Source organism: Mesomycoplasma ovipneumoniae (genome assembly GCF_038095975.1).
GTDB classification, from domain to species: Bacteria; Bacillota_I; Bacilli_A; order Mycoplasmatales; family Metamycoplasmataceae; genus Mesomycoplasma; species Mesomycoplasma ovipneumoniae_C.
On sequence record NZ_CP146003.1, the window covers coordinates 328,418 to 353,243 of the forward strand.

General features: G+C 28.1%; 22 protein-coding genes, 2 tRNA genes and 1 pseudogene. 14 read left to right on the forward strand and 11 right to left on the reverse strand.

The features are described from left to right. The first annotated feature begins 34 nt into the window (after positions 1-34). The 5 genes from prfA to V3255_RS01250 are packed head-to-tail and all read left to right on the forward strand — an operon-like array spanning position 35 to position 4,187. On the forward strand, positions 35-1,120 hold the full coding sequence (prfA, locus tag V3255_RS01230; protein WP_332977013.1) for a peptide chain release factor 1: 1,086 nt from the start codon (positions 35-37) through the stop codon (positions 1,118-1,120). Continuing rightward, a complete protein-coding gene (locus tag V3255_RS01235) occupies positions 1,107-1,835 on the forward strand; it encodes a peptide chain release factor N(5)-glutamine methyltransferase (RefSeq protein ID WP_332977011.1) in 729 nt (242 codons plus the stop codon). The genes prfA and V3255_RS01235 overlap by 14 nt, the downstream gene beginning before the upstream one ends. Before the next feature lie 39 nt (positions 1,836-1,874). Further along, a complete protein-coding gene (gltX, locus tag V3255_RS01240) occupies positions 1,875-3,278 on the forward strand; it encodes a glutamate--tRNA ligase (protein ID WP_337898818.1) in 1,404 nt (467 codons plus the stop codon). After that, positions 3,269-3,673: a hypothetical protein gene (locus V3255_RS01245; RefSeq protein WP_337898819.1), complete on the forward strand. Its 405-nt coding sequence runs from the start codon at positions 3,269-3,271 to the stop codon at positions 3,671-3,673. The genes gltX and V3255_RS01245 overlap by 10 nt, the downstream gene beginning before the upstream one ends. Next, the gene (locus V3255_RS01250; RefSeq protein ID WP_313359418.1) at positions 3,666-4,187 is read left to right on the forward strand and encodes a tRNA (cytidine(34)-2'-O)-methyltransferase; all 522 of its coding nucleotides are present in this window, start codon (positions 3,666-3,668) and stop codon (positions 4,185-4,187) included. Before V3255_RS01245 ends, V3255_RS01250 begins: the two co-directional genes overlap by 8 nt. 276 nt (positions 4,188-4,463) lie before the next feature. On the opposite strand, the pseudogene V3255_RS01255 reads toward V3255_RS01250, so the two are convergent. Beyond that, a pseudogene (locus V3255_RS01255) lies at positions 4,464-4,747 on the reverse strand (IS1634 family transposase); the annotation flags it as partial. 666 nt (positions 4,748-5,413) lie between these two features. Next, positions 5,414-5,488: transfer RNA gene (locus V3255_RS01260), tRNA-Trp, on the reverse strand. A gap of 84 nt (positions 5,489-5,572) precedes the next feature. Here V3255_RS01260 and V3255_RS01265 point away from each other — a divergent pair. The 7 genes from V3255_RS01265 (at position 5,573) to V3255_RS01295 (ending at position 12,839) form a co-directional block, all read left to right on the forward strand. Beyond that, positions 5,573-6,148 (forward strand): chromate transporter, encoded by a 576-nt coding sequence (locus tag V3255_RS01265; protein ID WP_341516304.1) that lies wholly within the window; start codon positions 5,573-5,575, stop codon positions 6,146-6,148. Then, positions 6,132-6,782: a chromate transporter gene (locus V3255_RS01270; RefSeq protein WP_337898821.1), complete on the forward strand. Its 651-nt coding sequence runs from the start codon at positions 6,132-6,134 to the stop codon at positions 6,780-6,782. The genes V3255_RS01265 and V3255_RS01270 overlap by 17 nt, the downstream gene beginning before the upstream one ends. Before the next feature lie 7 nt (positions 6,783-6,789). Continuing rightward, entirely contained in the window at positions 6,790-7,623 is an 834-nt protein-coding gene (locus V3255_RS01275; RefSeq protein ID WP_337902956.1) for an MAGa7180 family putative nuclease, read from the forward strand. Between the two features lie 2 nt (positions 7,624-7,625). Next, entirely contained in the window at positions 7,626-8,864 is a 1,239-nt protein-coding gene (locus V3255_RS01280; RefSeq protein WP_341516284.1) for an Hsp33 family molecular chaperone HslO, read from the forward strand. Between the two features lie 214 nt (positions 8,865-9,078). Beyond that, positions 9,079-10,452 carry a trigger factor gene (tig, locus tag V3255_RS01285; protein WP_337898824.1) on the forward strand — a complete coding sequence of 458 codons (1,374 nt, stop codon included), beginning with the start codon at positions 9,079-9,081 and terminating at the stop codon, positions 10,450-10,452. 48 nt (positions 10,453-10,500) lie between these two features. Further along, a complete protein-coding gene (locus V3255_RS01290) occupies positions 10,501-10,965 on the forward strand; it encodes a hypothetical protein (RefSeq protein ID WP_337898825.1) in 465 nt (154 codons plus the stop codon). Positions 10,966-11,207: 242 nt separating this feature from the next. Next, the gene (locus tag V3255_RS01295) at positions 11,208-12,839 is read left to right on the forward strand and encodes an IS1634 family transposase (protein WP_337898826.1); all 1,632 of its coding nucleotides are present in this window, start codon (positions 11,208-11,210) and stop codon (positions 12,837-12,839) included. An 806-nt stretch (positions 12,840-13,645) separates the two neighbouring features. On the opposite strand, the gene fusA is transcribed toward V3255_RS01295, so the two are convergent. From fusA to V3255_RS01340, 9 genes are all read right to left on the reverse strand, one after another. Beyond that, positions 13,646-15,730: an elongation factor G gene (gene fusA, locus V3255_RS01300; RefSeq protein ID WP_332976995.1), complete on the reverse strand. Its 2,085-nt coding sequence runs from the start codon at positions 15,728-15,730 to the stop codon at positions 13,646-13,648. Positions 15,731-15,742: 12 nt separating this feature from the next. Next, on the reverse strand, positions 15,743-16,213 hold the full coding sequence (gene rpsG, locus V3255_RS01305; protein ID WP_044284507.1) for a 30S ribosomal protein S7: 471 nt from the start codon (positions 16,211-16,213) through the stop codon (positions 15,743-15,745). Positions 16,214-16,262: 49 nt separating this feature from the next. Continuing rightward, positions 16,263-16,682: a 30S ribosomal protein S12 gene (gene rpsL / locus V3255_RS01310; protein WP_341516285.1), complete on the reverse strand. Its 420-nt coding sequence runs from the start codon at positions 16,680-16,682 to the stop codon at positions 16,263-16,265. A gap of 126 nt (positions 16,683-16,808) precedes the next feature. Next, positions 16,809-17,189, reverse strand: a complete 381-nt coding sequence (locus V3255_RS01315; RefSeq protein WP_044284508.1) for a DUF4231 domain-containing protein — start codon at positions 17,187-17,189, stop codon at positions 16,809-16,811. After that, positions 17,182-17,718 (reverse strand): DUF4231 domain-containing protein, encoded by a 537-nt coding sequence (locus tag V3255_RS01320; protein WP_069099618.1) that lies wholly within the window; start codon positions 17,716-17,718, stop codon positions 17,182-17,184. Before V3255_RS01320 ends, V3255_RS01315 begins: the two co-directional genes overlap by 8 nt. Further along, entirely contained in the window at positions 17,709-18,209 is a 501-nt protein-coding gene (locus tag V3255_RS01325) for a hypothetical protein (protein ID WP_318085223.1), read from the reverse strand. Before V3255_RS01325 ends, V3255_RS01320 begins: the two co-directional genes overlap by 10 nt. 245 nt (positions 18,210-18,454) lie before the next feature. After that, positions 18,455-20,083, reverse strand: a complete 1,629-nt coding sequence (locus V3255_RS01330; protein WP_337898827.1) for a hypothetical protein — start codon at positions 20,081-20,083, stop codon at positions 18,455-18,457. Between the two features lie 25 nt (positions 20,084-20,108). Continuing rightward, positions 20,109-21,473 carry a putative cysteine peptidase gene (locus tag V3255_RS01335; RefSeq protein WP_337898828.1) on the reverse strand — a complete coding sequence of 455 codons (1,365 nt, stop codon included), beginning with the start codon at positions 21,471-21,473 and terminating at the stop codon, positions 20,109-20,111. A 330-nt stretch (positions 21,474-21,803) separates the two neighbouring features. Beyond that, the gene (locus V3255_RS01340) at positions 21,804-23,453 is read right to left on the reverse strand and encodes a hypothetical protein (RefSeq protein WP_337898829.1); all 1,650 of its coding nucleotides are present in this window, start codon (positions 23,451-23,453) and stop codon (positions 21,804-21,806) included. 401 nt (positions 23,454-23,854) lie between these two features. Between V3255_RS01340 and V3255_RS01345 the strand changes: the two genes are divergently transcribed. Together V3255_RS01345 and V3255_RS01350 are read left to right on the forward strand one after the other, a co-directional pair. Continuing rightward, a tRNA-Thr gene (locus V3255_RS01345) sits at positions 23,855-23,930 on the forward strand. Positions 23,931-24,015: 85 nt separating this feature from the next. Then, a complete protein-coding gene (locus tag V3255_RS01350) occupies positions 24,016-24,813 on the forward strand; it encodes a TIGR00282 family metallophosphoesterase (protein WP_337898830.1) in 798 nt (265 codons plus the stop codon). The last annotated feature ends 13 nt before the right edge of the window (positions 24,814-24,826 follow it).

The following is a 24,826-nucleotide window of genomic DNA, read 5'->3' on the forward strand; positions in this document are numbered from 1 at the left end:
AAATTTTAAAAATAAAAACGTAGGTGGACTAACAATGGAAAAAAAATTTTTAGACTCTTTAGAAAAAATTCACAAAAAATATCAAGACTTAAGTCAGCTTTTACTAACTGATGAAGTAATTAATAATCAAAAAAAATATTTAGAAATAGCAAAAGAAATTTCTTCAATTGAAGAAATTTCTTTGACATTTGATTTGCTTTTAAAAAATCAGCAAACACTTGAAGATGCAAAAATACTTCTTAGTCAAGAAAAAGACCCTGAATTACAACAGTTAGCAAAATCAGAAATTGCAACTGCCAACAAAAATATCGAAGCACTTGAGGAAAAACTCTTAATTTTAATGCTTCCAAAAGATGAAAATGACGATAAAGATGTAATTGTTGAAATCCGCGGAGCTGCTGGGGGTGATGAGGCTAATATTTTTGTTGGCGATCTTTTTCGAATGTACCAAAAATGAGCTGATTCCCAAAGGGCAAGAGTTAAAGTTCTTAGCTCATCACTTGCACTTGCTGGCGGTTTTTCACAGATTTTTTTCCAAATTTCTGGTCAAAATATATACTCAAAACTTAAATTTGAATCAGGTGTCCACCGTGTTCAACGAGTTCCTGAAACTGAAACAATGGGCAGAATTCACACCTCAACTGCCACAGTTACCGTGATGCCAAAAATTGATAGCAAAATTGAAGTCGAAATTAACCCTTCAGATCTTAAAATTGATACTTATCGCTCTTCAGGGGCAGGCGGTCAGTCTGTAAATACCACCGATTCGGCTGTTAGAATTACCCATATTCCTACCGGAATTGTTGTAACTTCTCAAGATGAAAGATCCCAAATTGGTAACAAAGAAATAGCCATGGGAATTCTAAGGTCAAAAATTTATAACTTGGAAGTTCAAAAAAGACTTGAAACACAAGCTAATTTTCGTAAACTCGCCGGATCAGGGGCTCGTTCTGAAAAAATTAGAACTTATAACTATCCTCAAGACAGGATCACCGACCACCGAATAGCATTTTCTTGTTCTTTAAAACCGGTCATCCAAGGAAGTCTAAATCCAATAATTGAAGCCTTATTATCTCAAGAAAGAGCTGAATTAATCTTGCAAAGCTATGGAGATAAATAGTAGAAAATTGGAACTTTTAAAGGAAAAACAACGCTATAATTTGCCCTTAGAAGTTTCCAAACTTGAACTTTTAAAGTTAGAAATGAACTATCCAGTCCAAAAAATCATCGGATTTATCGAAATGGAAAATGTTCGAATTTTTCTGGATCAAAAAGTTTTTATTCCCCGTTATGAAACACAAGAATTACTGCAAAAAGTAAAAAAAGTCATAAAAAAAGACAGTTTTGTTCTTGATTTGTGTTGTGGTTCAGGATTTATTGGCCTTGCTCTTGCCAAATTTAGTGGCGCAAAAATCACTTTGGTTGATATTAGCGATGAGGCAATTTTGCAAACAAAACTAAACGCAAAATACAACAATTTAGACGTAAGTGTTGTAAAATCCGACCTTTTTAGTAATATTATTGGCCAAAAATTTGATATTATTGTCTCAAATCCTCCCTATCTTAAAAGACAAAAACTTGATGAGTCAGTTATTAATTTTGAACCTGAAGGTGCATTATTTTCTGAACCGGAGCCTTTTTCATTTTATCAAAAAATAATGTGCCAAATCGATAATTTTCTTAATGATAAAGGTTGAATTTTTTTTGAAATTGACAAAGATAGTGTCAATTTTTTCAAAAAAAATTTCCCTGAGTTCAAAATTGAAAACGATATAAATCAAAAACCAAGATTTGCCTATTGGCAAAAAAACTCAAATTATCCTATAAATTTATAGCATAATTTGAGTTTTGCAATTAAAAATTGAAAGGAAAAAATGAAAATTAGAACACGCTATGCCCCTTCGCCAACCGGATTTTTGCACATTGGTGGATCTCGGACTGCGCTTATTAATTATCTTTTTGCAAAACATCACGGTGGTGATTTTATTTTACGAATCGAAGACACTGACACCCAAAGAAATATCAAAGACGGTGAGCGCTCTCAAATTGAAAATTTAGAATGACTTGGAATTTTACCAGACGAAAAACCTGGCACAATTTCAGAATATGGTCCATATCGTCAGTCAGAAAAAATTGACCGCTATCAAAAATTAGCCCAAGAACTGGTTCAAAAAGGCTTTGCCTATTATGCCTTTGACAATGCCAGCGAACTTGAAGAGCAAAAAAAAGAGCAAGAAAAACAAGGTATTTTTAGTTTTCGCTATGACAGAAACTGACTTAAAATTTCTGAACAAGAGAAGCAAAAACGTATAGAAAATAACGAGTTTGTTATCAGATTTGCCGTTGATAAAAACAAAAATTATTGCTGAAATGATTTAGTTCGAGGAAAAATTTGCTTTGAAGGTTCGGCTATTAGTGATTGAGTTATTATAAAATCTGACGGGTTTCCAACATATAATTTTGCTGTTGTTGTTGATGATTATGATATGAAAATCACTCATATTTTCCGCGGAGAAGAGCATATTTCCAACACTCCAAAACAAATTGCGCTTTATGAGGCCTTTTCATTTGAACAACCAGAATTTGGTCACCTTACAATAATTACTGATAAAAATGGTAAAAAACTGTCAAAAAGAGACTCATCACTTTTCCAATTTATTGAGGACTATAAAAATCAAGGTTATCATAGTCATGCTGTTTTTAATTTTTTAGCACTTTTAGGTTGAACTAGCGCTGATTCTCGCGAATTTTTTGAGCACGAAGAATTAATCAAAGCATTTGATTTTAAGAGACTTTCAAAAGCACCTTCATATTTTGACACAGAAAAATTAAACTGGTTTTCAAAATCTTACATTTCAAAAATGGAAACAGACCAAATTTTACCGCATTTAAATCTTGAAACAAACTCTGAATGAAATCGCTTTTTTGTTGAAACATTTCAAAAAAGTGCTGTAAAATACAGCGACTTTTTTGAAAATCTAGATTTTTTCACAAAACCTCAAGACTTAATGAGTCAAAAAATAATCAATTTACTGGACCAATCAAATCAGCAACCAATTCAACTTTTTGCACAAAAAATTGACTATAATGACTGACAATTTTCAAAAATTGAAAATTTAATTAAGGAAATTGGCCAAACCTTAAAAATAAAAGGTAAAAATTTATTGTTGCCTTTACGACTGGCAACAACATGAGCTGAATCTGGCCCTGAATTAGCAAGGGCAATTTGACTTTTAGGTCCGCAAATAATTCAAAAAAGGCTTAAAAAATGAAAGTAAGATTTTCTCTTAGAACTATTATTGACGACCAAGACAAAAAAATGGTCGAATTTATCAACACAATTTACATTTCAAAGCAAATCATTAATAACACCGAAACTGATGTTTATGAAACACAAAATCCTGAAAATAACATGATGATAAGATTTGAAATTTTTGACAAAAATTTAACAGTATTTTCTGGCGAAAACACTTTATTTTTTGAATTAAATAACTATGTTGAAAATATGTTTATTACTAATGGAATGGAACTTATAGTCAATACTCTTTTAACAAAATTAGAAATAAATTCAGAATTTATTAAGATTGAATATGATCTTTTTCTCAAAAATAACGGCCCAGAAGATTCAAAAATTTCAACATATCTTACCACTTTGGAGTTTATAAATGATTAACATTGTGCTATTTCAGCCCGAAATAGGCCCAAATACAGGCAATATTATCCGTTCTTGCTTTGTTTTAAATATGAAATTGCATATAATAAAGCCTATTGCATTTGATCTAGATCCAAAACACTTAAAACGGCCGGCTGCTGGAATTCTTTTGTCAGAAATTCAACATGAAATTCACAGTGACTGGCAAAATTTTGAAAAAAAATATAGCACAAAAAATCTTTATTTTATAACCCGTTATGGCCAAAAAGTTTATTCGCAAATAGATTTTAAAACCGAATTTAACAATAATAATAGCGAGATTTTCCTCATTTTTGGCAGGGAATCAACCGGAATTCCAATTGAAATTCTAAAATCAAACAAGGAAAAATGCTTGCGAATTCCAATGTCACCTCATGCTAGATCGCTTAACTTGGCAAATTCTGTTGTTATTGTGGCATACGAAATTTATCGCCAACTTGATTTTAGCGGACTGTCTTGTTTTGAGGTTCAAAAAGGTAAAAATTATCTTGACTAATTGCTTTTCTTATTTCTTTTAAAAAAATTCTAAACCTTTTATCAAAAGTTTAGAATTTATTTGCATTTTATTATTTTTTACCGAGTTTGGCAGTTTGATGGCAAAAATTCACTTTTTATTGAATAAGAATATGTAAAAAGACCCGGATTTACGGGTATTTTTTGACCTAAAATCTTAATTTTCCCGAGTTTCCCAGTTTCATAAGGTAATTTTAAAAAAGCATCTGGTTTTAGGCAGTTTTTTAAGTTTTTTGGTAAAAGTTACTTACAATTTTTTTTAGCGATTTATTAAGATATCAAAGTAAAAATCATACCTATTTCAAATATTCGGGTCACTAGGAACACCATCTCGATTTTTAAATGTTATTTGCTGATCTAAAGTGTTAAATTCAACCCTTTGCCTTAATTTTTGCAACATCGTTACTAAACCAACCTCAGTTAATTGATTGTTTTCAAATAACTTGTTTCAAATTTCACGTTTGAAATTTCCTTAAAATATTTAGGTTTTTTGCCAAACAATTTGTTTACTTCAATAAAACCATCTTTATTTTGTTTTTTCATAATCTATAATTATACCATAAAATTACTTAAAATGCTAGTAAATGCTAGTAATAAAAATTAAGATTTTAAAATCAAAAAACACTGATTTACGGGTGTTTTTTCATATTTATATTCACTAAAAAGTGAATTTTTGCCTTAAAACTGGGAAACTCGGGAGACCCGGATTTACGGGTATTTTTTGACCTAAAATCTTAATTTTTATTATTTTGAAATTAATCTTTTGCAAAAAAAAAAAAAAATGTTTGGTCTAAGAAAAAATTATGTTATAATAAGTCTCACTAAGAATGAATTAATAAATTTTGATTTTGAATTAAGGGGGAATTGATTATGTTTTTTGTCTAAAAAAATCAAAAAATGCGACTTTTCCGTCATATTTTTAAATATGATGCAATGCCTTAAATTTAACCGTTTAGAAATCTATAAATTTATGGCTTTTGTTTATTGTTCTTTCAAAACTTCACATATTTTTTTAGGCTCAATTTAAATAAAAACGAGTTTTCTATTTGCATTGAGTTTAAATAGTAGTTGTATTTTTTTATGATTTTGTTGTTTTATCCGTAAATTGATTTTTGCCAGTGTTTTAAAATAGGTAATTAACTTTTGCCAAAAATTTAGAATTTATCACCATTTTTTTTTTATTTTTTAATTTAAAAAATAAAAAAAAAATGGCAGAGGTGACAGGAGTCGAACCCGCAACATACGGGGTTGAAGCCCGTTGTTCTACCATTGAACTACACCTCTAGGCCGATTTAATTATACCACATTTTTAAAAAATAATATATTATTTTATTAAGTATGAATACAAAAAATATTAAAAATATGAAAATGAGAGATTTTTTAACACTTTTATGGTTTGTGGTAAAAATTTCTTTAATTTCTTTTGGCGGAGGAAATTCTTTAATGCCTATTATTTTTAGTCAGGCAGTTGTCAAAAAAGGATGAATTTCAAAAAGTGATTTTGATCAAGGTTTAATTTTGACCAATTTGCTCCCCGGACCTTCATCACTTCAAATGATGGCATTAGTTTGTATTAAAAAATTAGGCGCTTTTTGGGGTGTTATAGCAACAGTTTTGGGAATTTTCCCGCATATTTTATTATTTTTTACTTTATTTATTTTAGTAAAAAATTTACCTTCAAGATATTTAGTCACTTTTAACCTAGCAATTTTTTCAACAATTATCGGAATTTTACTTGGATTTTGTTATATTTATTGAAAAAAAGACAAAAATTCAATGAATAAATTAGTTTATTACACCGTTTTACTATTAAGTTTTGCATATTCTTTGTTTGTTCCAAGCCCGTATAATTTAGCGATTGTCCCAATTTTAGTAATTATCTTTATATATTCAGTTTTATTTTTGTTTAAAAAATGAAAGAAAAAACGTGATTTTACTAATTAGTTTAACAATTTTGGGGCTAGCGGTTATTAGTTTAATTGTCTTTGGTGGCGGGCAAGTTTTTATGCCTGTTTTTAATTGGTTTTGATTACAACTTGGAGAGCTAGGTCTTGAAATTGATCAAGAAAAAATTAACCAAATTTTCACTGTCGCAAATTCAACACCAGGTGTTTTTTCAATTAAATTGGCGGCAGTTACTGGATTTTTAATTGCAGATTTTGGAGTTTTAGGTTGATTTCTTTCATTTATTTTTTTAATGGCATTTATATTACCGGCAATTTTTTTAGTTGTAATTTGATTAAAGGCTTTAAATAGAGTTTCACAAAAAAATGGCTCAAATTTTATAAAAAAAGCTCAAATTTTTCGACCAGCAATTATTGGAATCATTTTAGCGCTTGCTTTTCAACTTTTTATCAATTTAGTGCTTGTAAATTATGCTTTTAATTCTAATAATGGATATTTTGTCACAAAAGAAGTAAGTGATTTTATAAGCGGTTGAAGACTTTGAATTTTTATTTTATTTGCAATTTTTTGATCTATAACAGTTTTTATTTTGTATTTACGGAAGGTGAATGTTTTTCTGTTAATTATTATCGGAGTTTCACTTTCACTTATTAGTTTACAACCTTGACTTTAGGACAAATATGTATACAAATCGTAAATTTTATAATAAAAAAGAATATTTTATTGACCATGAAAAACGGGTTTTAATTCTTAATCCTGCTTTTCATGAAAAATTACTTAACAAAAAGTTCGGTTTTAATACCGGTTTTAAAAAAATTGGTGGAACTTTAATTGGGGAAGTGCTCGGACTTGATAGTTTTAGCTCCCCTTTTCGAGCTTTTGTCAAAATTTCAAAATTGGATATGCCAATTTTAGACACTAAATATATTGATGCCGGAGTTGCAATTGAACCTCTTGTCATCAAAGCCATTTCTGAAAAATTAAACCTAGAAATTGAAACTTTTCCTCCCGAAAAATATAATTATGATTATTTTAGTAATGATCCAATTATTGGCGGAATTCCTGATGGTTTTATCAAAAAAACTAATATAATAATCGAAATTAAAACAACCGGTCTGAAAAATTTTGAAAGGTGAGGCAAAAAAGGGGAAAATTTACCGCAAAAATACATAAAACAAGCCCAATTATATGCATTTTTAAAAAATGCTGAAAAATATGCGATTGTAGCAACATTTTTAGAGGAAGATGACTACGAAAATCCCAAAGAATTTCCTATAAAAAAAAGACATATAAAATCTTATTCTTTTGATGTTAATAAATCTCAAGTTATGGATGATATACAAAAAATTAAAAAATGGTATAATTTTTATACAAAGTTAGGTATTTCGCCTAGTTTTGACCCTATAGTTGATGCTCAAATTCTTGAGTATTTAAGTTGTGAAAATGAACAAGAGTGAAAACAACTTTGAGAAAAATGAACAAATTCAATATCTAAACTAGACAAAAAAATATAATCATGTCATCATATTCGAAAATTTATTTGCACAAACATATTCTAATAGTTGTCTCAGAAATGACTGAAATTGTTAATAAAGCGATTAATATTCACAAGTTAAGCAATATTAGTTCGCTTATTTTAGCAAGTTTTATTAATGTTTTTGGTCCACTTCCAGCTTTGATTAAAGAAAAAACAGCTGGATTTTCTGTTAAAATTAATTCTGAAACTGTTGAATCTTTAGTTCTTGAAACAAATAAGAAAGGCCAAATTCGAGCTAGTTTTTCAGCTAATGATTTTGAAATTCCGGCTCATGTTTTCAAAAATTACAACACAAACCTACTTGTAAGTTCATATATTGGAACTTCTGGTTTTTTGAAAATTAACCAATTTACAAAAAAAACTAATTATTCAGGTCAAGTTAAGCTTCAGAAAGGTGATTTTATAAGTGATTTAGCGTATTATTTTCACCAATCTCAGCAAATTAATTCAGTAGTAAAAAATTTAATTGAACTTGATGAAAATTCAAAAATAACAAAAGCCCAATCCTTAATTATTCAACTTTTGCCTAATCATTTTGAAGAAGAACTACAAGAGGTAGAAGGCTGACTAGAAAATGAAAAAATGACGGATTTCATGAGCTTTTTTTCAAGTTTTAATCAGGTTGACTTCCAAAATTGGGATTATATTTGTAACTGTAAAAAAGCAAATTTTGAAGCAAATTTGAAACTTTTAAGCCAAGAAGATGTTGATTTTTTAATTGAAAAATATAAAAAAATTGAATTTAAATGCAATTTTTGCTCAATTAGCAAAAAATTTAATAAAAAGGACTGATTAATGGCCAATAAACCATTTAGCATTGCCACAGTTGAATCCTTAACTGGAGGCGCACTTGCTGCTGAAATTGTAAAAAAGCCCGGTGCAAGTAAATTTTTTGCCGGCGGAGTTGTTTGTTATCAAAATGAAATTAAGGAAAAAATTGGTATTGACACAAAAAATGGTGTAACTAATGCCGAAACAGCCCTAAAAATGGCTAAATACGGTCTTGATTTTTTTCAAACTAAATATGCAATAGCTTTAACCGGAAATGCTGGTCCTACAGTTCAAGATGGCAAGCTCGGACAAGTATTTATTGCCATTAATGATGAAGTCTGAGAATTAAATTTTACCGGAAGTAGATCTGAAATTATACAAGCAAGTTTAGATTTTGCCATTGAAAAAATAAAAGAAATTTCAAAAAACAGCATAAAAATTTTTTAAATTTTGCAATAATAAATTATAATTTAAGTAAAAATAAAAACCTAGATAATAATAAAATATTAGCCTTAGTTTTTAAATAAATAGATTTGTCTAAAAATCTAGGAGAAAAAGCTAAGTTTTTTATTATTTTTTTTAAATTTTAAACAAATTTATATAATTTAAATTATAATTAGTTTTATTTTATTTTTATATAACAATTTAAGGATTATTATTAATGATAACACGTGAATTTTTACCTAATAGTGCCGAACTTAAAATTAAGTTAGTAGCTGATCCGCAAAAATGAGTTGAATATTACGATAAAGCTGAAAAAAGACAAGTTGCAAAAGTTTCATTACGCGGTTTTAGAAAAGGGAAAGTGCCATTAGAAAAAGCCCGCCCATTTTTAAATCCACAGGCAGTTTTCGAATTAGCGCTTAGAATGTACTTACCTGAACTTGAAAAACAAGCTTTTTCTAATGTAATGGATAGCGACAATGTTATTGAATCACCAGTCTTTAATATTGTTCAAATGGACAAAAACACCTTAGAAATCGAGTTTCTCTACCCTGTTTATCCTGAAATTAAGCTTCCTGAATATCAAAATCTTAAGACAAAATACGCTGTAAAACAAGTGACAAAAGATGACATTGAACACCAAAAACAAAAACTTTTAGAATCAAAAGGAAAATTTGTTAATGTAAATCGTCCTGTAAAAATGGGAGATATTATTAATTTTGATTTTAAAGGATTTATTGATGATGAACCTTTTGAAGGTGGAGAAGCACAAGACTTTGAGCTTCGAATCGGTTCAAATAGCTTTATTTCTGGTTTTGAAGAACAACTAGTTGGGTTAGAAATTGAAAAAGAAGCCGATATTCATGTGGTTTTCCCTGAAGATTACCATGTTCCAGCTTATGCAAGTAAAAAGGCAAGATTTCATGTAAAAATCAACAGAATCAAAGAAAGTCAGCCTGCTAAATTGACTAATGATTTTGTTGCTTCATTAAAAATTCCAAATGTTGAAACAATTAGCCAATTGGAAGTTTATCTTGAAGATCTTACAAAACGTGAAAATGTTGAAAAAGCACGAATTGAGTTTCAAAAAAATGCACTTGTCGAAATTGTTGACCAAGTTGAAATTCCACTTGCAACTAAATTAGTTAATGCTGAAGTTAGTCGTTTAAATGAAACTTTTAATTCAACTTTAAAACAACAAGGATTTACTCTTGAGGAATATTGCCGAATTACAAAATTCACTGAGCAAGATATTCATAATCAACTTGATGCTGAAGCAAGAAAATTACTTAAAAATTCCTTTATTTTTGCCGAAATTGCAAAACTTGAGGGATTAGTTCCAACCCAGCAAGATTATGACGAGCAAATTGCCTTGTTGTCAAAATTCACAGGTAAATCTGTCGAAGAATTAAACGAAACAATCCCTCACAGCGAAATTCAAATTAACATAACAAACAAAAAAGTTGTTGACAAGTTAATTGAATATAACAGCGAAAAAGCTGAAGAAAAAACACAAGAAAAAACTGAAACAACAGAGAAACAAAATGAAGCTAATGAAGAAGTAAATAAAAATAAGGATGGTGAATCATAGAAAAAGACCAAAAATTAAAATTTAATTTACAAATTTATGGAGGCATAAGTGAGTAAAATCGGAAGATTTGTATCGACAGTCTTGGCTGTTATTGTTGGGAATATTCTCCTATTTGCAATAATAATTGCTACTTTATACTTTTTATTTAAAAAGCAAATTGAAAATTTCGAAATTGATAAAATCAAGGCGTCATTTGAAGAATTTCAAAAAACATTTTCTAAATTGGACTCAGCACAAATTAAAAAGTTTCAAGAAGGTTTTGATAAGCTTGCAAATTTAGATCTAGATTCGCTTAAAACACAAATTGATGCATTAAAAGATATGCCAGAAAAATTGCAAAAAGCACTAAAATCTGTTGAAGAACTTTCAAAAGCATTACAAACTATAAAAGCCGCGCAACCAGCAACCGTTGCTACAACCAACAGCGCCGTTGTTTCTCAAGCAGTGATGAATCTAGGATCAAGTCCAAGTTTATTTAATTTTTTAAATGTTGCTCCTTTTATTAAAATTTAATTTAAAAATCATTTATTCAATTAAATTTTAAATGCAATAAAAAACTACCAATCGGTAGTTTTTTATTGCAATTTTTTAATAACTTTCCCTGAGTTTCCAAGTTTGATGGCAAAAATTCACTTTTTATTGAATACAATATGCAAAAATCCCATAAATCGTTGTTTTTTTGATTGTAAAACCTTAATTTTTATTAATTACAATTAATTACTAATTTAAAGTATTATATGGTATAATTATACACTATGAAAAAGCAAAATTTGATTTTATTTAATGTTTGAGGATCTTCAAAAGATAAACCATATAAATATGTTGGCTGAGCACAAGGTTATGGCAAAGGCCCAAAACGTTGATTTAGTTTAGGAAATGAGCGGAATTTGGAAAAAATTAATCCAAATGCTGTTCAAATTATCAAAGAAAAATTGAAATTGTTTTCAAATTTAGATGACAAAGATAAAGTCAAGACTGTTTTACTTGATTCTATCAAAAATTCAACCATAATCGAAGGTTCGGTTTTTGTTGGTGGGGAATTAATTGAAAAATTTATTGAAAAGCACAATATTTTTGAATCACTTCCTAAAAGTAGACATAAAAATATGAAAGAAATTTTTAACTACTTAATTTCAAAGCGGATAACTGATCCTGGCAGCATTATTAATGCTTTTGATAAAAAGGACGACTACTCAAATCAAATAAATACTTCCAAAAATAGCTTTTATAAGCTCTTAGATCTTGTTTTTGAGTCACAAAATCAACTTTTAGATAGTCTTAACAAAATGGTCATAAGTGAACTTGGAGAAAGGGGCAATGAATTTTATTTTGATTCATCAACAATCTATTTTGAGACTTTTGAAAGAAAAGATGCTAAATTCAAAGAAGATCAAATTGTCATTGCCTTAGCGTGTGATAAAAACGGCATTCCTTTTCATATTAAAGTTTTTAAAGGAAATACAGCCGATTCTAGTACATTAATCCCTTTTGTATTAGATGTTGAATCCAAATATAATATCAAAAATATGACAATAATCGCTGATCGTGGCATGTCAACTGCGGCAAATATTCGATTTCTTGAATCAAGAAACTATAATTTCATTATTTCTTATCGTGCAAAGATAGGAACTCAAAAATTCAAAAATTATTTACTAGATCCAAGCGATTATGTTGATGTAAATGCGGATCTTAAGTATAAAAAAGAAGAATTTTATTCATCTTATAAGAATAAAAGGTACACCGAAAATATCAGAAGAAGAATTATTACTTACAGCACAAAAAGAGCGATAAAAGACAGCAAAGCTCGCGAAGAGCAAACCCAAAGTTTTATTAAAAAACGAAATAAAGACGGTTTTATTGTGGTAAACAAATTGTTTGGTAGAAAACCTAAATATTTTAAGCAAATTTCAAACATGAAATTTGAATTAGATCAAAGTAAATTTGATAAAGATAAACAATTTGATGGCTACTATGTTTATGAAACAAATATACTAAATTTGAATGTCTTAGACATAGTTGAAAAATATCAAAAACAGCCAAATATTGAAGCTAATTTTAGAAGTCTAAAAGGTTTATTGAATATTCGGCCTGTATTTTTAAGAATTGACGAGCATATTCTAGCTCACACTCTTTTGTGCTTTATCTCGCTAGTTATTTTAAAAACTATAATCTTTAAAATCAACAAACATATTAGTGATAACAAGTTATTTGAAAACAATCAATTAACTGAAATTGGTTTAGTAACGATGTTGCAAAAATTAAGACAAAGGGTTGAATTTAACACTTTGGATCAGCAAATGATATTTAAAAATCGCGAAGGCGTTCCTAGTGATCTGAATATTTGAAATAGGTATGATTTTTACTTTGATATCTTAATAAATCACTAATAAAAATTGTAATTAACTTTTGCCAAAAAAGTTAAAAAAGTGCCTTAAAACCAGATACTTTTTTAAAATTACCTTATCAAACTGGGAAACTCGGGATTAACTTTACCCGAGTTTCCCAGTTTAATGGTAAAAATTCACTTTTTAGTTAATATAAAAATGCAAAAAAATACCCGGATTTACGGGTTTTTTTGACACTAAAATCTTAATTTTTATTGTTCTAAAATCGACCTTTTGAAAAAAAAAAAAAAAAATGTTTGGTCTAAGAAAAAATTATGTTATAATAAACCTCACTTAAGAATAAATTAATAAATTTTGATATTGAATTAAGGGGGACTTAATATGTTTTTTGTCATAATAAAATAAGATAGTGCGAATTATCCATTATATTTTTAAATATGATGGAATGCCTTAAATTTAACCGTTTAGAAATCTATAAATTTAGGGCTTTTGGTTATTGTTCTTTCAAAACTTCATATGTTTTTTTAGGCTCGCTGCAAATAAAAACGAGTTTTCTTTTTGCATTGAGTTTAAATAGTAGTTGTATTTTTTTATGATTTTGTTAGTGTTTTAACTAAAAAAATAGTTTAAAAATTCATAATTTGGCTTTTTTAGTTAGAATTTTAACTTTTTTAGATTGCTTTATTTTATTAATAAGTAGATTTTGCATTCATGAGTGTTAGATTTAAAATTCGTGTTTTTGCTTTGATAGTTATTTATCCTGATTTTGCCAAAAAAATTAAAAAGGTGCCCAGTTTTGGCACCTTTTTAAGATTATCTTATCAAACAGGGAAAATCGGGAATAACTTTTAGTCGTCAGATTTGATTGCCCGTTGTTTAACAATTACATCAGAAATATTTTTTGGAACAACTTCATAGTGATCAAATTGCATTTGGTAAGTTCCACGCCCTGATGTCATTGAACGTAATTGGGTTGAATATCCAAACATTTCTGCTAATGGAACATGTCCACGAATAACATTTGCTCCATCAGATCTAGTTTCTTGTTCACGAACAAGTCCACGACGACGTGATAAGTCACCCATAACGTCTCCAGCATATTCAGCAGGGGCAAAAACAGAAACGTCCATAATTGGCTCAAGTAAAACAGTTCCAACGGCATCACGAGCACGTGAAAGCGCTTTCGAAGCGGCAATTTTGAAGGCCATTTCTGAAGAGTCAACTTCGTGGAAAGAACCGTCAAATAAAGTTGCTCTTACATTAATTAAAGGATATCCGGCCAAAATTCCGGCTTGCATTTTTTCTTCAAGACCTTTTTGAATTGATTTTATATACTCTTTTGGAATTTTTCCACCGACAATTTTATCAATAAAATCAAAGCCTTCTTCTGGATTAGGTTCAAATTTAATTCAAACATGACCATATTGTCCACGTCCACCTGATTGTTTGATGTATTTTCCTTCAACTTCAGCGGATTTTGTAATTGTTTCACGGTAAGAAACTTGTGGTTTTCCAACGCGCGCTTGCACGTTAAATTCACGTTTTAGCCGGTCAACAATAATATCAAGGTGTAATTCTCCCATTCCGGCAATAATTGTCTGTCCAGTTTCAGTGTCGGTTCAAGTTTTGAAAGTTGGATCTTCGTTTGCAAGTTTTTGGAGGGCATTAGCTAGTTTTTCAACTTCAGCTTTTGAAAATGGTTCAAGTGACTGGGAAATAACAGGTTCGGGAAAACTCATTTTTTCAAGCACAAAAGTTTTTGACTTTTCAGAAATTAGTGTATCACCTGTTGTTGTGTCTTTGAGACCAACAAAAGCACCAATATCACCAGTGCGAACTTCGTTGATTTCTTCACGTGAATTAGCATGCATTGCTAAAATACGGCCAACACGTTCTTTTTTACCTTTAGTTGAGTTAATTATGTAAGTTCCTTTTGTAAGGCTTCCTGAATAAACACGGAAGAAAGTTAGTGAACCAACAAAAGGGTCGTTCATAATTTTGAAAGCTAAGGCAGAAAATTCTTCACCGTCATCAGCCTGAATTGTAATTTCTTGATCATCGCGAAAAGCTTTAACTGGCGGAACATCAAGTGGCGAAGGTAAATAATCAATAACAGCATCGATCATTTTCTTTACACCTTTGTTTTTAAAAGATGAACCACAAACAACCGGGAAAAAATTACCACTAATTGTTGCTTTACGAATTGCTGCTTTTAGTTGATCAACTGAAATTTCTTTTTCTTCAAGAAGATCATTAAATAAATTTTCATCATAGTCAGCAACTGCTTCGGCGAGTGCAAGGCGCATTAGTGCCGCTTTGTCTTGTAATTCGCTAGGAATTGGAATTTCGTATTCAACTTCTTCTTTTTGACCATCGTAGTTATAAGCTTTCATTTCAACAAGGTCAATAATTCCGCTAAAATCAGACTCAGCACCAATATTTAACTGAATTGCCACGGCATTACCGTTTAATTTAGTGCGCACAGATTCAATTGAAGCCTCAAAATTAGCGCCAGCTTTATCCATTTTATTAACATAAACAACACGGGGAACGCCATAAGTTGTTGCTTGTCTTCAAACAGTTTCAGTTTGGGGCTCAACACCTGATTGGGCATCAAGAACAGCAACTGCTCCATCAAGAACACGTAGTGAACGTTCAACCTCAACAGTAAAATCAACGTGTCCTGGGGTGTCAATTATGTTAATTCTTTTACCTTTTCAAAAAGCAGTTGTTGCTGCAGAAGTTATGGTAATTCCACGCTCTTTTTCTTGTTCCATTCAGTCCATTTGGCTAACTCCGTCATGAGTTTCACCAATTTTGTGAATTTTACCAGTGTGGAATAAAATTCTTTCGGTTGTTGTTGTTTTTCCGGCATCAATATGGGCCATAATTCCGATATTACGGTAATCTTTTAGTTCAAATTTTCGTGACATATTTCTAAATTCCTACCATTTAAAGTGTGCAAAAGCACGGTTTGCTTCAGCCATTTTGTGAGTATCTTCTTTTTTCTTGAAGGCCCCACCTGTTTTATTATAAGCATCAATTATTTCATTTGCAAGACGAACAACCATTGTTTTTTCGTTACGTTTTCTGGCAAAAAGAATTAATCAACGCAATGCAAGAGTCTGCTGACGTTTTAGACGAACTTCCATTGGAACTTGATAGTTTGTTCCCCCGATACGACGTGAACGAACTTCGGTTAGGGGAGTTACATTTTTCACAGCTTGTTCAAAAACTTCAAGAGCATTTTTTTGAGTTTTTTCTTCAACTAATTTAAATGATGAATAAAGAATGTTTTGGGCAGTAGTTTTTTTCCCGTCTAACATAACGCTATTTATTGCTTTTGTGATCAGTTTTGAGTTAAAAACTGGATCAGCAAGCACGTCGCGCACTGGGGCTTGTTTTTTTCGTGACATGTTTGTCTCCTTTTAAAAAATGTCGTATTTTATAGCTTTTTTCAGATTTTTACTTTGAAGTTTTAGGTTTTTTTGCTCCATATTTGGAACGACCTTGGGCTCTTTTTGCAACACCAGTTGTATCTTGAGTTCCACGGACAATGTGATAACGAATCCCTGGTAAGTCTTTAACTTTTCCACCACGAATTAAAACAATTGAGTGTTCTTGTAAATTGTGGCCTTCACCGGGAATATAAGCATTAATTTCAATTCCATTTGAAAGTTTTACCCTTGCAAATTTACGTAATGCTGAGTTAGGTTTTTTAGGAGTCATAGTTGCAACTCTTGTGCAAACTCCACGTTTAAAGGGCGAGCTAATTTTGAGTTCTTTTTTGTGCAATGAATTATATAACATATTCAATGCAGGAACTTTTGACTTTCAAGTTTTCTTAACTCGGCACCCTTTTGCTAATTGAGAAATTGTTGGCATTTTTTCCTTTAAATGAATGTTTTTTTCGGGTTATAACAACGGTATCAGTGTTATAAAAAAAATTTTTAAAATAAAATTTAAGTTAAATTATAGATACATTTTAACATTTTTTAAAAATAATACAAATTAATTTTCAATTTTTATGTTCCCTAACTGTTTTGCAATCTCATCAATGTTTGCATCTTGGGATAAAAGCTCATTTTTCTTTTCTTCATAGAAATTAATTTTTTCTGTTGCTTTTTTATAAACATTTTCAAAAACAAAAAAAGAAGAAAGTGAACTAACAAAACTAATAATTGCATTAATAAAGGCAATTGCAACAAATAACTTAACCGCAGTTGGATTAGGATTTTTAGTAATTGCATACGCAGATAAAATACCATTAAAAGCTGACATTAAAATTAAGGCAATACTAGCAAACAAAAAAATACCCTTAGAAACACGTGCTTTTGCCGTTAATTTTATAACATCAAGTTCAATTTTTGAAAGCAATTTTTCTTTATTCATTAGTTTGTTCCTTTTTATCAATGTTAGTTTTTTGCTCTTTTTGTTTATTTTCAAGGGCTTTAAGAATTCCTAAAAATTTACAAATTGAATTAAAAAGTTCAATTTGTAAATTTTCTGAATTTGCATATTTTCCTGTTTTGGTTTCAAACAAAATTATTTCAATTTTTAAAAAGTCATTAATTTCCTGGTTGCGAATTCAGCGTGGTTTTATTAGAAAAAGGGCAAAAAGACTGTTAATAATTGAGATTGAAAGGTTAATTCATAAGACAAAAATTGGTCATTGGTCAACTTTTGCGCCATTTTCGTCAGTTGAAATAAAAAAATTAGCAAAAGGTTCAAATTCACTTAATTTTGGCGAGGCTAATTTAAAAATACCCATTAAGGTCGAAAAAAATCCAAAAAAAATACTAAAAATGGAAACCGTTCAAAATAAAATTTGAAAAATCCTTGCTTTTACAAGCGTTTTTCTGTATAAAAATTTAGCAAATTCATAAGAATCTGAATCAAGTCGGACATTTTTTATAACCATTTTTTACCCCCAAAAACTATTTTTTTAAGTATTTTTATTTTTGAAACATCCTTTTTTTGAAAATAAAAATCAGAGATCGATTGATAGTCCTGTTCAAATTTTTCAAAACTATAATTTGGATCATTTTGAATTTGAAAATACAAATAACTTAGCTCTCTTTGGGCTTTTTTATATTCTTTAAACTTCATAACTTCACGAAAAACAGCAAGAAATAAATTAATAAAAAAAGTAAGACAAATAAAACTAGCCAAAACAATAGTTAATCCAAGGTCATTAAAAACTGATTTATTTTCAGATTCAATTAATTGATAACGATTAATTTCAGTTATTATTACCCAAATTGCTAAGGAAATTACTATAATATTTGAGAAAAAAGTTATTCATTTAACAGCATTAGCACCATAATAAGCAATTTTTTGATTTCTTTTTAGTCTAGCTTGTTTTGTTTGGATAAATTTTATAAGTTGTTCAACTGCTTCATTTTTACTCATTTTATTCTCACTAACTTAATTGTTTTTATCAGTCACAAAAATTAATAATTATATCACTTATTCCATTTATATTTTGAAAAACGTGCCAAAAAGTTAAAAAATGACTAGAAATTAAACAAAGTTAGCATAAAAACGCTAACTTTGTTTATTATGGTGCAATGTTAATTTTTGAGACAAAATCACAAATTTTATTTGGCTACTGGCTAGTTAAATAAAAAGCTAAAATTTTCAATTAAATTAATTTACTAATTTATTTTCAATTGCTTTATATTTTTTTCTTTTCTTATTTTTAAAAAATGGGTAGTGACTTTAAAAATAATAGTAGAAAATACAATATATAATAATGAGATTCAAATAAGATCTAAACTAATGCGACCAACTATGTAATTTGCTGATCGACCGGCAAGAAAATCGCTAAAAAATGGCAATTTAATTGAAATAAAAAACAGTATAAAGCTAACAATAAGAATAAATAATGATATAAAAATTCAATATAAATTTACTTTTTTACTTATATCAACGTCAAAACTTTGAATAGTTCCATTGTTTATTTTGAAATTTCTTAAAGTAAAAGCAAAAATAATAACAGTAGTTGAAAGTAAAATTACAATTACTGTAACTGATGCAATTATTAGATAAATATCATGAACGCTTCTATTAATTGGATAACCAATTTCTGGTGCCAATTCAAATCCTTTTTCTTTGAGATTTGACAATAAATTTTGCTCGGTTTTATCATAAAAAACACTTAGTCTTAAAGGTTTGTTTTCATTTATTGAATCAGCAAAAAGCTGAGCTACATTTTGGTTAAATTCTATTTTATTTGCTTCATCAGATTCAATGATTCCACTAATTTTAAAGGTAAAGGGATGATCTCTGAAAAATAAAAAATTAATATTTTCTATTTTAAAAGTTATTTCATCACCTACATTTAAATTTAAATTGGAATTTTTACTTAAATGATTAATTAGACCTTGACTAACAAGAATTTCGTTTTTATTTTCAGTAAAACGACCTGCTTTAAGCTTTTTATCTTTTTTATCAAGATTAAAATTTTTATTAGAATCTAAATCAAAAAATGTAGAAACATTAGAATTAACAGCATTTTCAGCATTTGAAGTTTTTACATTATAATATACTAAATTTTTAAATAAAGATTTAAAAAACCCATTTTGATCTTTGTTTTGATTGAGAAATATTTTTGACTTATCAAAAATATTTTCAACTAAATTTTTATAGCTTTTATCGGATATTAAAATAAAATCATCACTATATCTATTAGCAAATCCTACTGTTCCTACAATTTTAAATTTTTTAGTATAAATTAATTCATTTTCATTAGTTGAAGGATGTTTTATTCAATATTTATAATCAATATAATCGCCAATTTTAACTTTTTTTAAATTAGCATAATCTTGTGAAACTATTATTTCATCATTATTTTCTAAAAATTTACCCTGAAAATTAGTATAGTTTTTCATATCATTTTTAAAAAAATCATTGATTTCAACTGGCAAAATTTTAGTTCATAAACCAGAACTAAATGAGTCTTTATTAGTAAAATCGCCAAATTCTAATTCTGATTCACCATTTGAAATATATTTAACAGATTTTAAGTTTTTTATCTCTGAAATTTCGTTATTTCGAAACTCTTTGCGATTTTTTTTAACAATAGTTATTCGTTGATTTTGCGAATTATAAATGGGTAAATCAAAATCTCTAACAGCTTCTCATAAAAATAAAAAAAGTAAAATTGAAAAAATTGAAAAAATTATAAGGAAAAATGATAAAAATCAATTCTTTCGAAGATTAGTTTTTAAATATTTTGAAAAAATTAATGGACTTGTGAATTTTTTTTCTTTTGTTTCTTTCATAAAAAAACACCTTAATTTATCTATATTAATAAATGTCGTTATCTATAGTTAGAATACCATTTTTATCAATTACAAGTTCTTCTTCAAAAATTTCTGGATATGAATAAAACTTACCATTCGCACTTAATAATTTTTGTTTAGGTGGATGATTTTTTATATAATCATCATCTATTTTAAATCCTCATCAATAACCCATTGATCAAAAACTTCAAATATCTCATTTAGAAATAAGTAAATTAGAACAACCTGACCATCCAAAATTTACAAGATATTTTTCTGTATCTGGATCATATCCATATAAAACAATGTTGTGGCCAGTACTAAAATTAGCAAAAGATACCATAACTGGCATATTATTTTTAAACAAAAAAGTTTCAGGGTTGCTTGAATGCATAAAATTGGCAGAATAATCAGTTGTTATGTATTTTTTTATTTCCTTTCCTTTTAGAAATTTTTCTAATGTACTAGTAAAATAAGAAGCATACTTAACATGTTGATATCGCCCATTGAGTTCAAACAATTGATATGGAAGTGAATTATATGTAGAAGTTCCATCATCAATATTTTTATTTTTATATTTATATTTATAATATTTATGTTCTGCAACGCCATTGCTTAAGTTATTAGAATAATTTTTTTTCATATCAAAAAATCTAGCAATTTCTTCATTGCTAAATATTCCAGATGCAATGAATGTTTCGGCATATTCTAACATCAAAGACATAGCAATATATTCACAAAGCCCAGGTTTCTTAGAATTGCCTTGATATTCTATATAACCAAGTTTTGAATATGAATCTTTTGCCTTAAATCATCAGGAATTACTAATACCGATATTAAAATAAAAAAGATTGCTAACTTTTCCAGCTGTTTTTTTTATTTCGCCAGGATTTGCGGTTCCACGTCTTGCACGAAATTTATAATTAAAATATTCTGCTTTTTTAGCCTTGTTTTTTTCTGTATTCAGTCTAGTTACACTTAAATATATATGTTTTTGATTCTTTATAAGTTCAACTATTTTTTCATCTAATTTCTGTTTAGAAACTAACCCAAAATAGTCGCCATCAACTTGATAATGTAATGAAAATCCGGGAATATAAACGACATTATTTTTATCAAATAATTCCTTATCAAAACTAGAATTTGCAATTTCATTAGTTTCATAATTTTCAAGAGTTATTATTAAATAATGATTAGTAAATTGTAAAAATAACAGTGGTTGATCGAAAATGTTTTTTAGAACTCTATGATATAAAAAATCCTGAGTTGTATTAGTTTTTTTAAATAATTCTGCTTTTGATGCTTTAATAAAAAAATCTAATTGTTGTTGATTTAAAATAGTTTTATTTTGATCTGCTTTTATAACAATGTGTTCAAATAAGCCTATCATTTTTAATTTTCCTATTTTGTAGTATTAAATTTTAAAAGAGCAATTAACAATTTAAAACAGATAGTATATAAATATATTTTTTTGGGAGTACTCACAATTTTGCGAGTCAATTTTTTTTCGTTATTTTACAAAAAAAATTATACATCAAGTTTTTTATAAATCTAAAAAAACGTGCCAAAAGTTAAAAATGACTAGAAATTAAACAAAGTTAGCATAAAAACGCTAACTTTGTTTATTATTGTGCAATGTTAATGTTGAGACAAAATCCAAATTTTATTTGGCTACTAGCTAGTTAAATAAAAAGCTAAAATTTTCAATTAAATTAATTTACTAATTTATTTTCAATTGCTTTATATTTTTTTCTTTTCTTATTTTTAAAAAATGAGTAGTGACTCTAAAAATAATAGTTGAAAATACAATATAGAATAATGAGATTCAAATAAGATCTAAACTAATGTGACCAACTATGTAATTTGCTGATCGACCAGCAAGAAAATCGCTAAAAAATGGCAATTTAATTGAAATAAAAAACAGTATAAAGCTAACAATAAGAATAAATAATGATATAAAAATTCAATATAAATTTACTTTTTTAAGGAATATTTTTTTGCTTGTATCAACATGAGAACTTTGAATAGTTCCATTGTTTATTTTGAAATTTCTTAAAGCAAAAACAAAAACAATAACAGTAGTTAAAAGTAAAATTAGAATTACTGCACTTGTTGAAATTATTGGGTATATATCAGCGACGCCTCTATGAGCTACATAATCAATTTTTGGTGCCAATTCAAACCCTTTTTCTTCGAGTTTTGGCAATAAATTTGGCTCACTTTGATCATAAAAAACACTTAGTCTTAAAGGTTTATTTTCATTTATTGAATCAGAAAAAAGCTGAGCTACATTTTGGTTAAATTCTATTTTATTTGTTTCATCAGTTTCAAGAATTCCAGTAATTTTAAAAGTAAAGGGATTATCTCTGAAAAATAAGAAATTAATATTTTCTATTTTAAAAGTTATTTCATCACCTACATTTAAATTTAAATTGGAACTTTTACTTAAATGATTAATTAGGCCTTGACTAACAAGAATTTCGTTTTTATTTTCAGTAAAACGACCTGTTTTAAGCTTTTTATCTTTTTTATCAAGATTAAAATTTTCATTAGGATATAAATCAGAAAATGTAGAAACTTTAGAATCAACAGCATTTTCTGTATTTGAAGTTTTTACACTATTGTATGCTAACTTTTTAACTAAAGATTCAAAAAACCAATTTTGACCTTGGTTTTGATTGAGAAATATTTTTGACTTATCAAAAATATTTTCAAGTAAATTTTTATACGCATTATTAGACATTACAACAAGATAATCTTGATGATCATTATCAAATCCTACTGTTCCTACAACCTTAAATTTTTTAGTATAAATTAATTCATTTTTATTAGTTGAGCGGTTTAATATTTGATATTTATAATCAATATAATTGCCAATTTTAACTTTTTTTAAATCAGCATAATCTCGCGAAACTATTATTTCATCATCATTTTCTAAAAATTTACCATGAAAATTAGTATAGTTTTTCATATCATTTTTAAAAAAATCATTGATTTCAACTGGCAAAATTTTAGTTGGTATAAAAGGTGGAGCGGTAGATGAGTCTTCATTCATAAAATCACCAAAATCTAATTCTGATTCACCATTTGAAATATATTTAACAGATTTTAAGTTTTTTATCTCTGAAATTTCGTTACTTCCAAACTCTTTTCCATTTTTTCTGACAATAGTTATTCGTTGATTTTGCGAATTATAAATGGGTAAATCAAAATTTTTATCAGCTTCTCATAAAAATAAAATAAGTAAAATTGAAAAAATTGAAAAAATTATAAGGAAAAATGATAAAAATCAATTCTTCCGAAGATTAGTTTTTAAATATTTTAAAAAAATTAATGAACTTGTAAATTTTTTTTCTTTTGTTTTTTTCATCAAAAAACACCTTAATTTAACTTATTTTTAGTCTTGTTTTTTGTATTCAGTCTCTGCTTTATAACAAGTTTTCAAATAAGCTATCATCATTAATTTGCTAATTAATTTTTAAAAGAGCAATTCACAATTTAAAACAGATAGTATATAAATATATTTTTTTCGTTATTTTACAAACTAAATTATACATCAAGTTTTTAGAAATATAAAAAAAACTTGGTTTTTAAAATTTTTGTGGTATAATGCAAATGCAAATAAGAATTAATAATTTTGCTCTTTCAAAACTTAATATTTGCTTGCATTTGAAAGTATTTTTTTGTTTTAGTCTTTAAATTTGCTTGACTTTTTAATATTTTTTTGATTAAAAATATTAAAAAAGTGCTATAATTTTAAAGCAATAAAGCGCCATCATAGCTCAGTCGGTAGAGCACATCCATGGTAAGGATGGGGTCGCAGGTTCGATTCCTGTTGTTGGCACCATATCTTTTTGACCAATGATGCTAAAATAAAGCATCTTTTTTAATTTTTTTTCAAATAAAATATTTGAAAAATTTAAAGGAATTGAATGAAATCTGCTACTGTCTTATTTGTTGGTGATATTTTTGGTGCGCCTGGTATAGAAATGTTTAAAAATCAACTTAATATTTTGAGAAAAAACTATAATTTTGACTTAATAATAGTTCAGGCTGAAAATATAACTGGCAGAAAAGGACTAAATAAAAGGGATTATTTATATTTAAAAGAGCTTGGTGTTGATATTTTTACTATTGGCAATCATGTTTGATCCAATCCTGAAATTGCTTTAATTATTGATAATCCAGATATTGTTAGGCCGCTAAACATTGACAAAGAATATAGTGGCAAAGGTACTACTACAGTTTTAAAAAATGGAAAAACATTCAGAATAACTTCGCTTTTAGGTGTGGCATTTAATAAGTTAGTCAAACCTTGAAATCACCAGTTTGCTGATAATTTTTTTGATGCAATTGACAAAGTTATTGCCGAAGATGATGCTGATTTTCATATAGTTGATTTTCACGCTGAGACAACAAGCGAAAAAAATGTGCTTGGAATTTATCTAAATGGCAAAATTAATGCACTTTTAGGAACTCACACCCACGTTCAGACTTCTGATGCTAGAGAATTATCGCTTGGAACGCTTTTTATAACTGATGTTGGAATGACAGGCCCTGCAAATGATGCAATTGGTGTAAAATTTCTTGATGTTTATAATAGAATTCGCTATAATAAAAGCACAAAATTCCAAACTTCGGATAATGATTGCCAATTTAATGCTGTTATTTTAGAAATAACTGATAATTTAAAAAACCAAAAAATTATACCAATCAATATTTATAAATAAATTTTTTGATGTA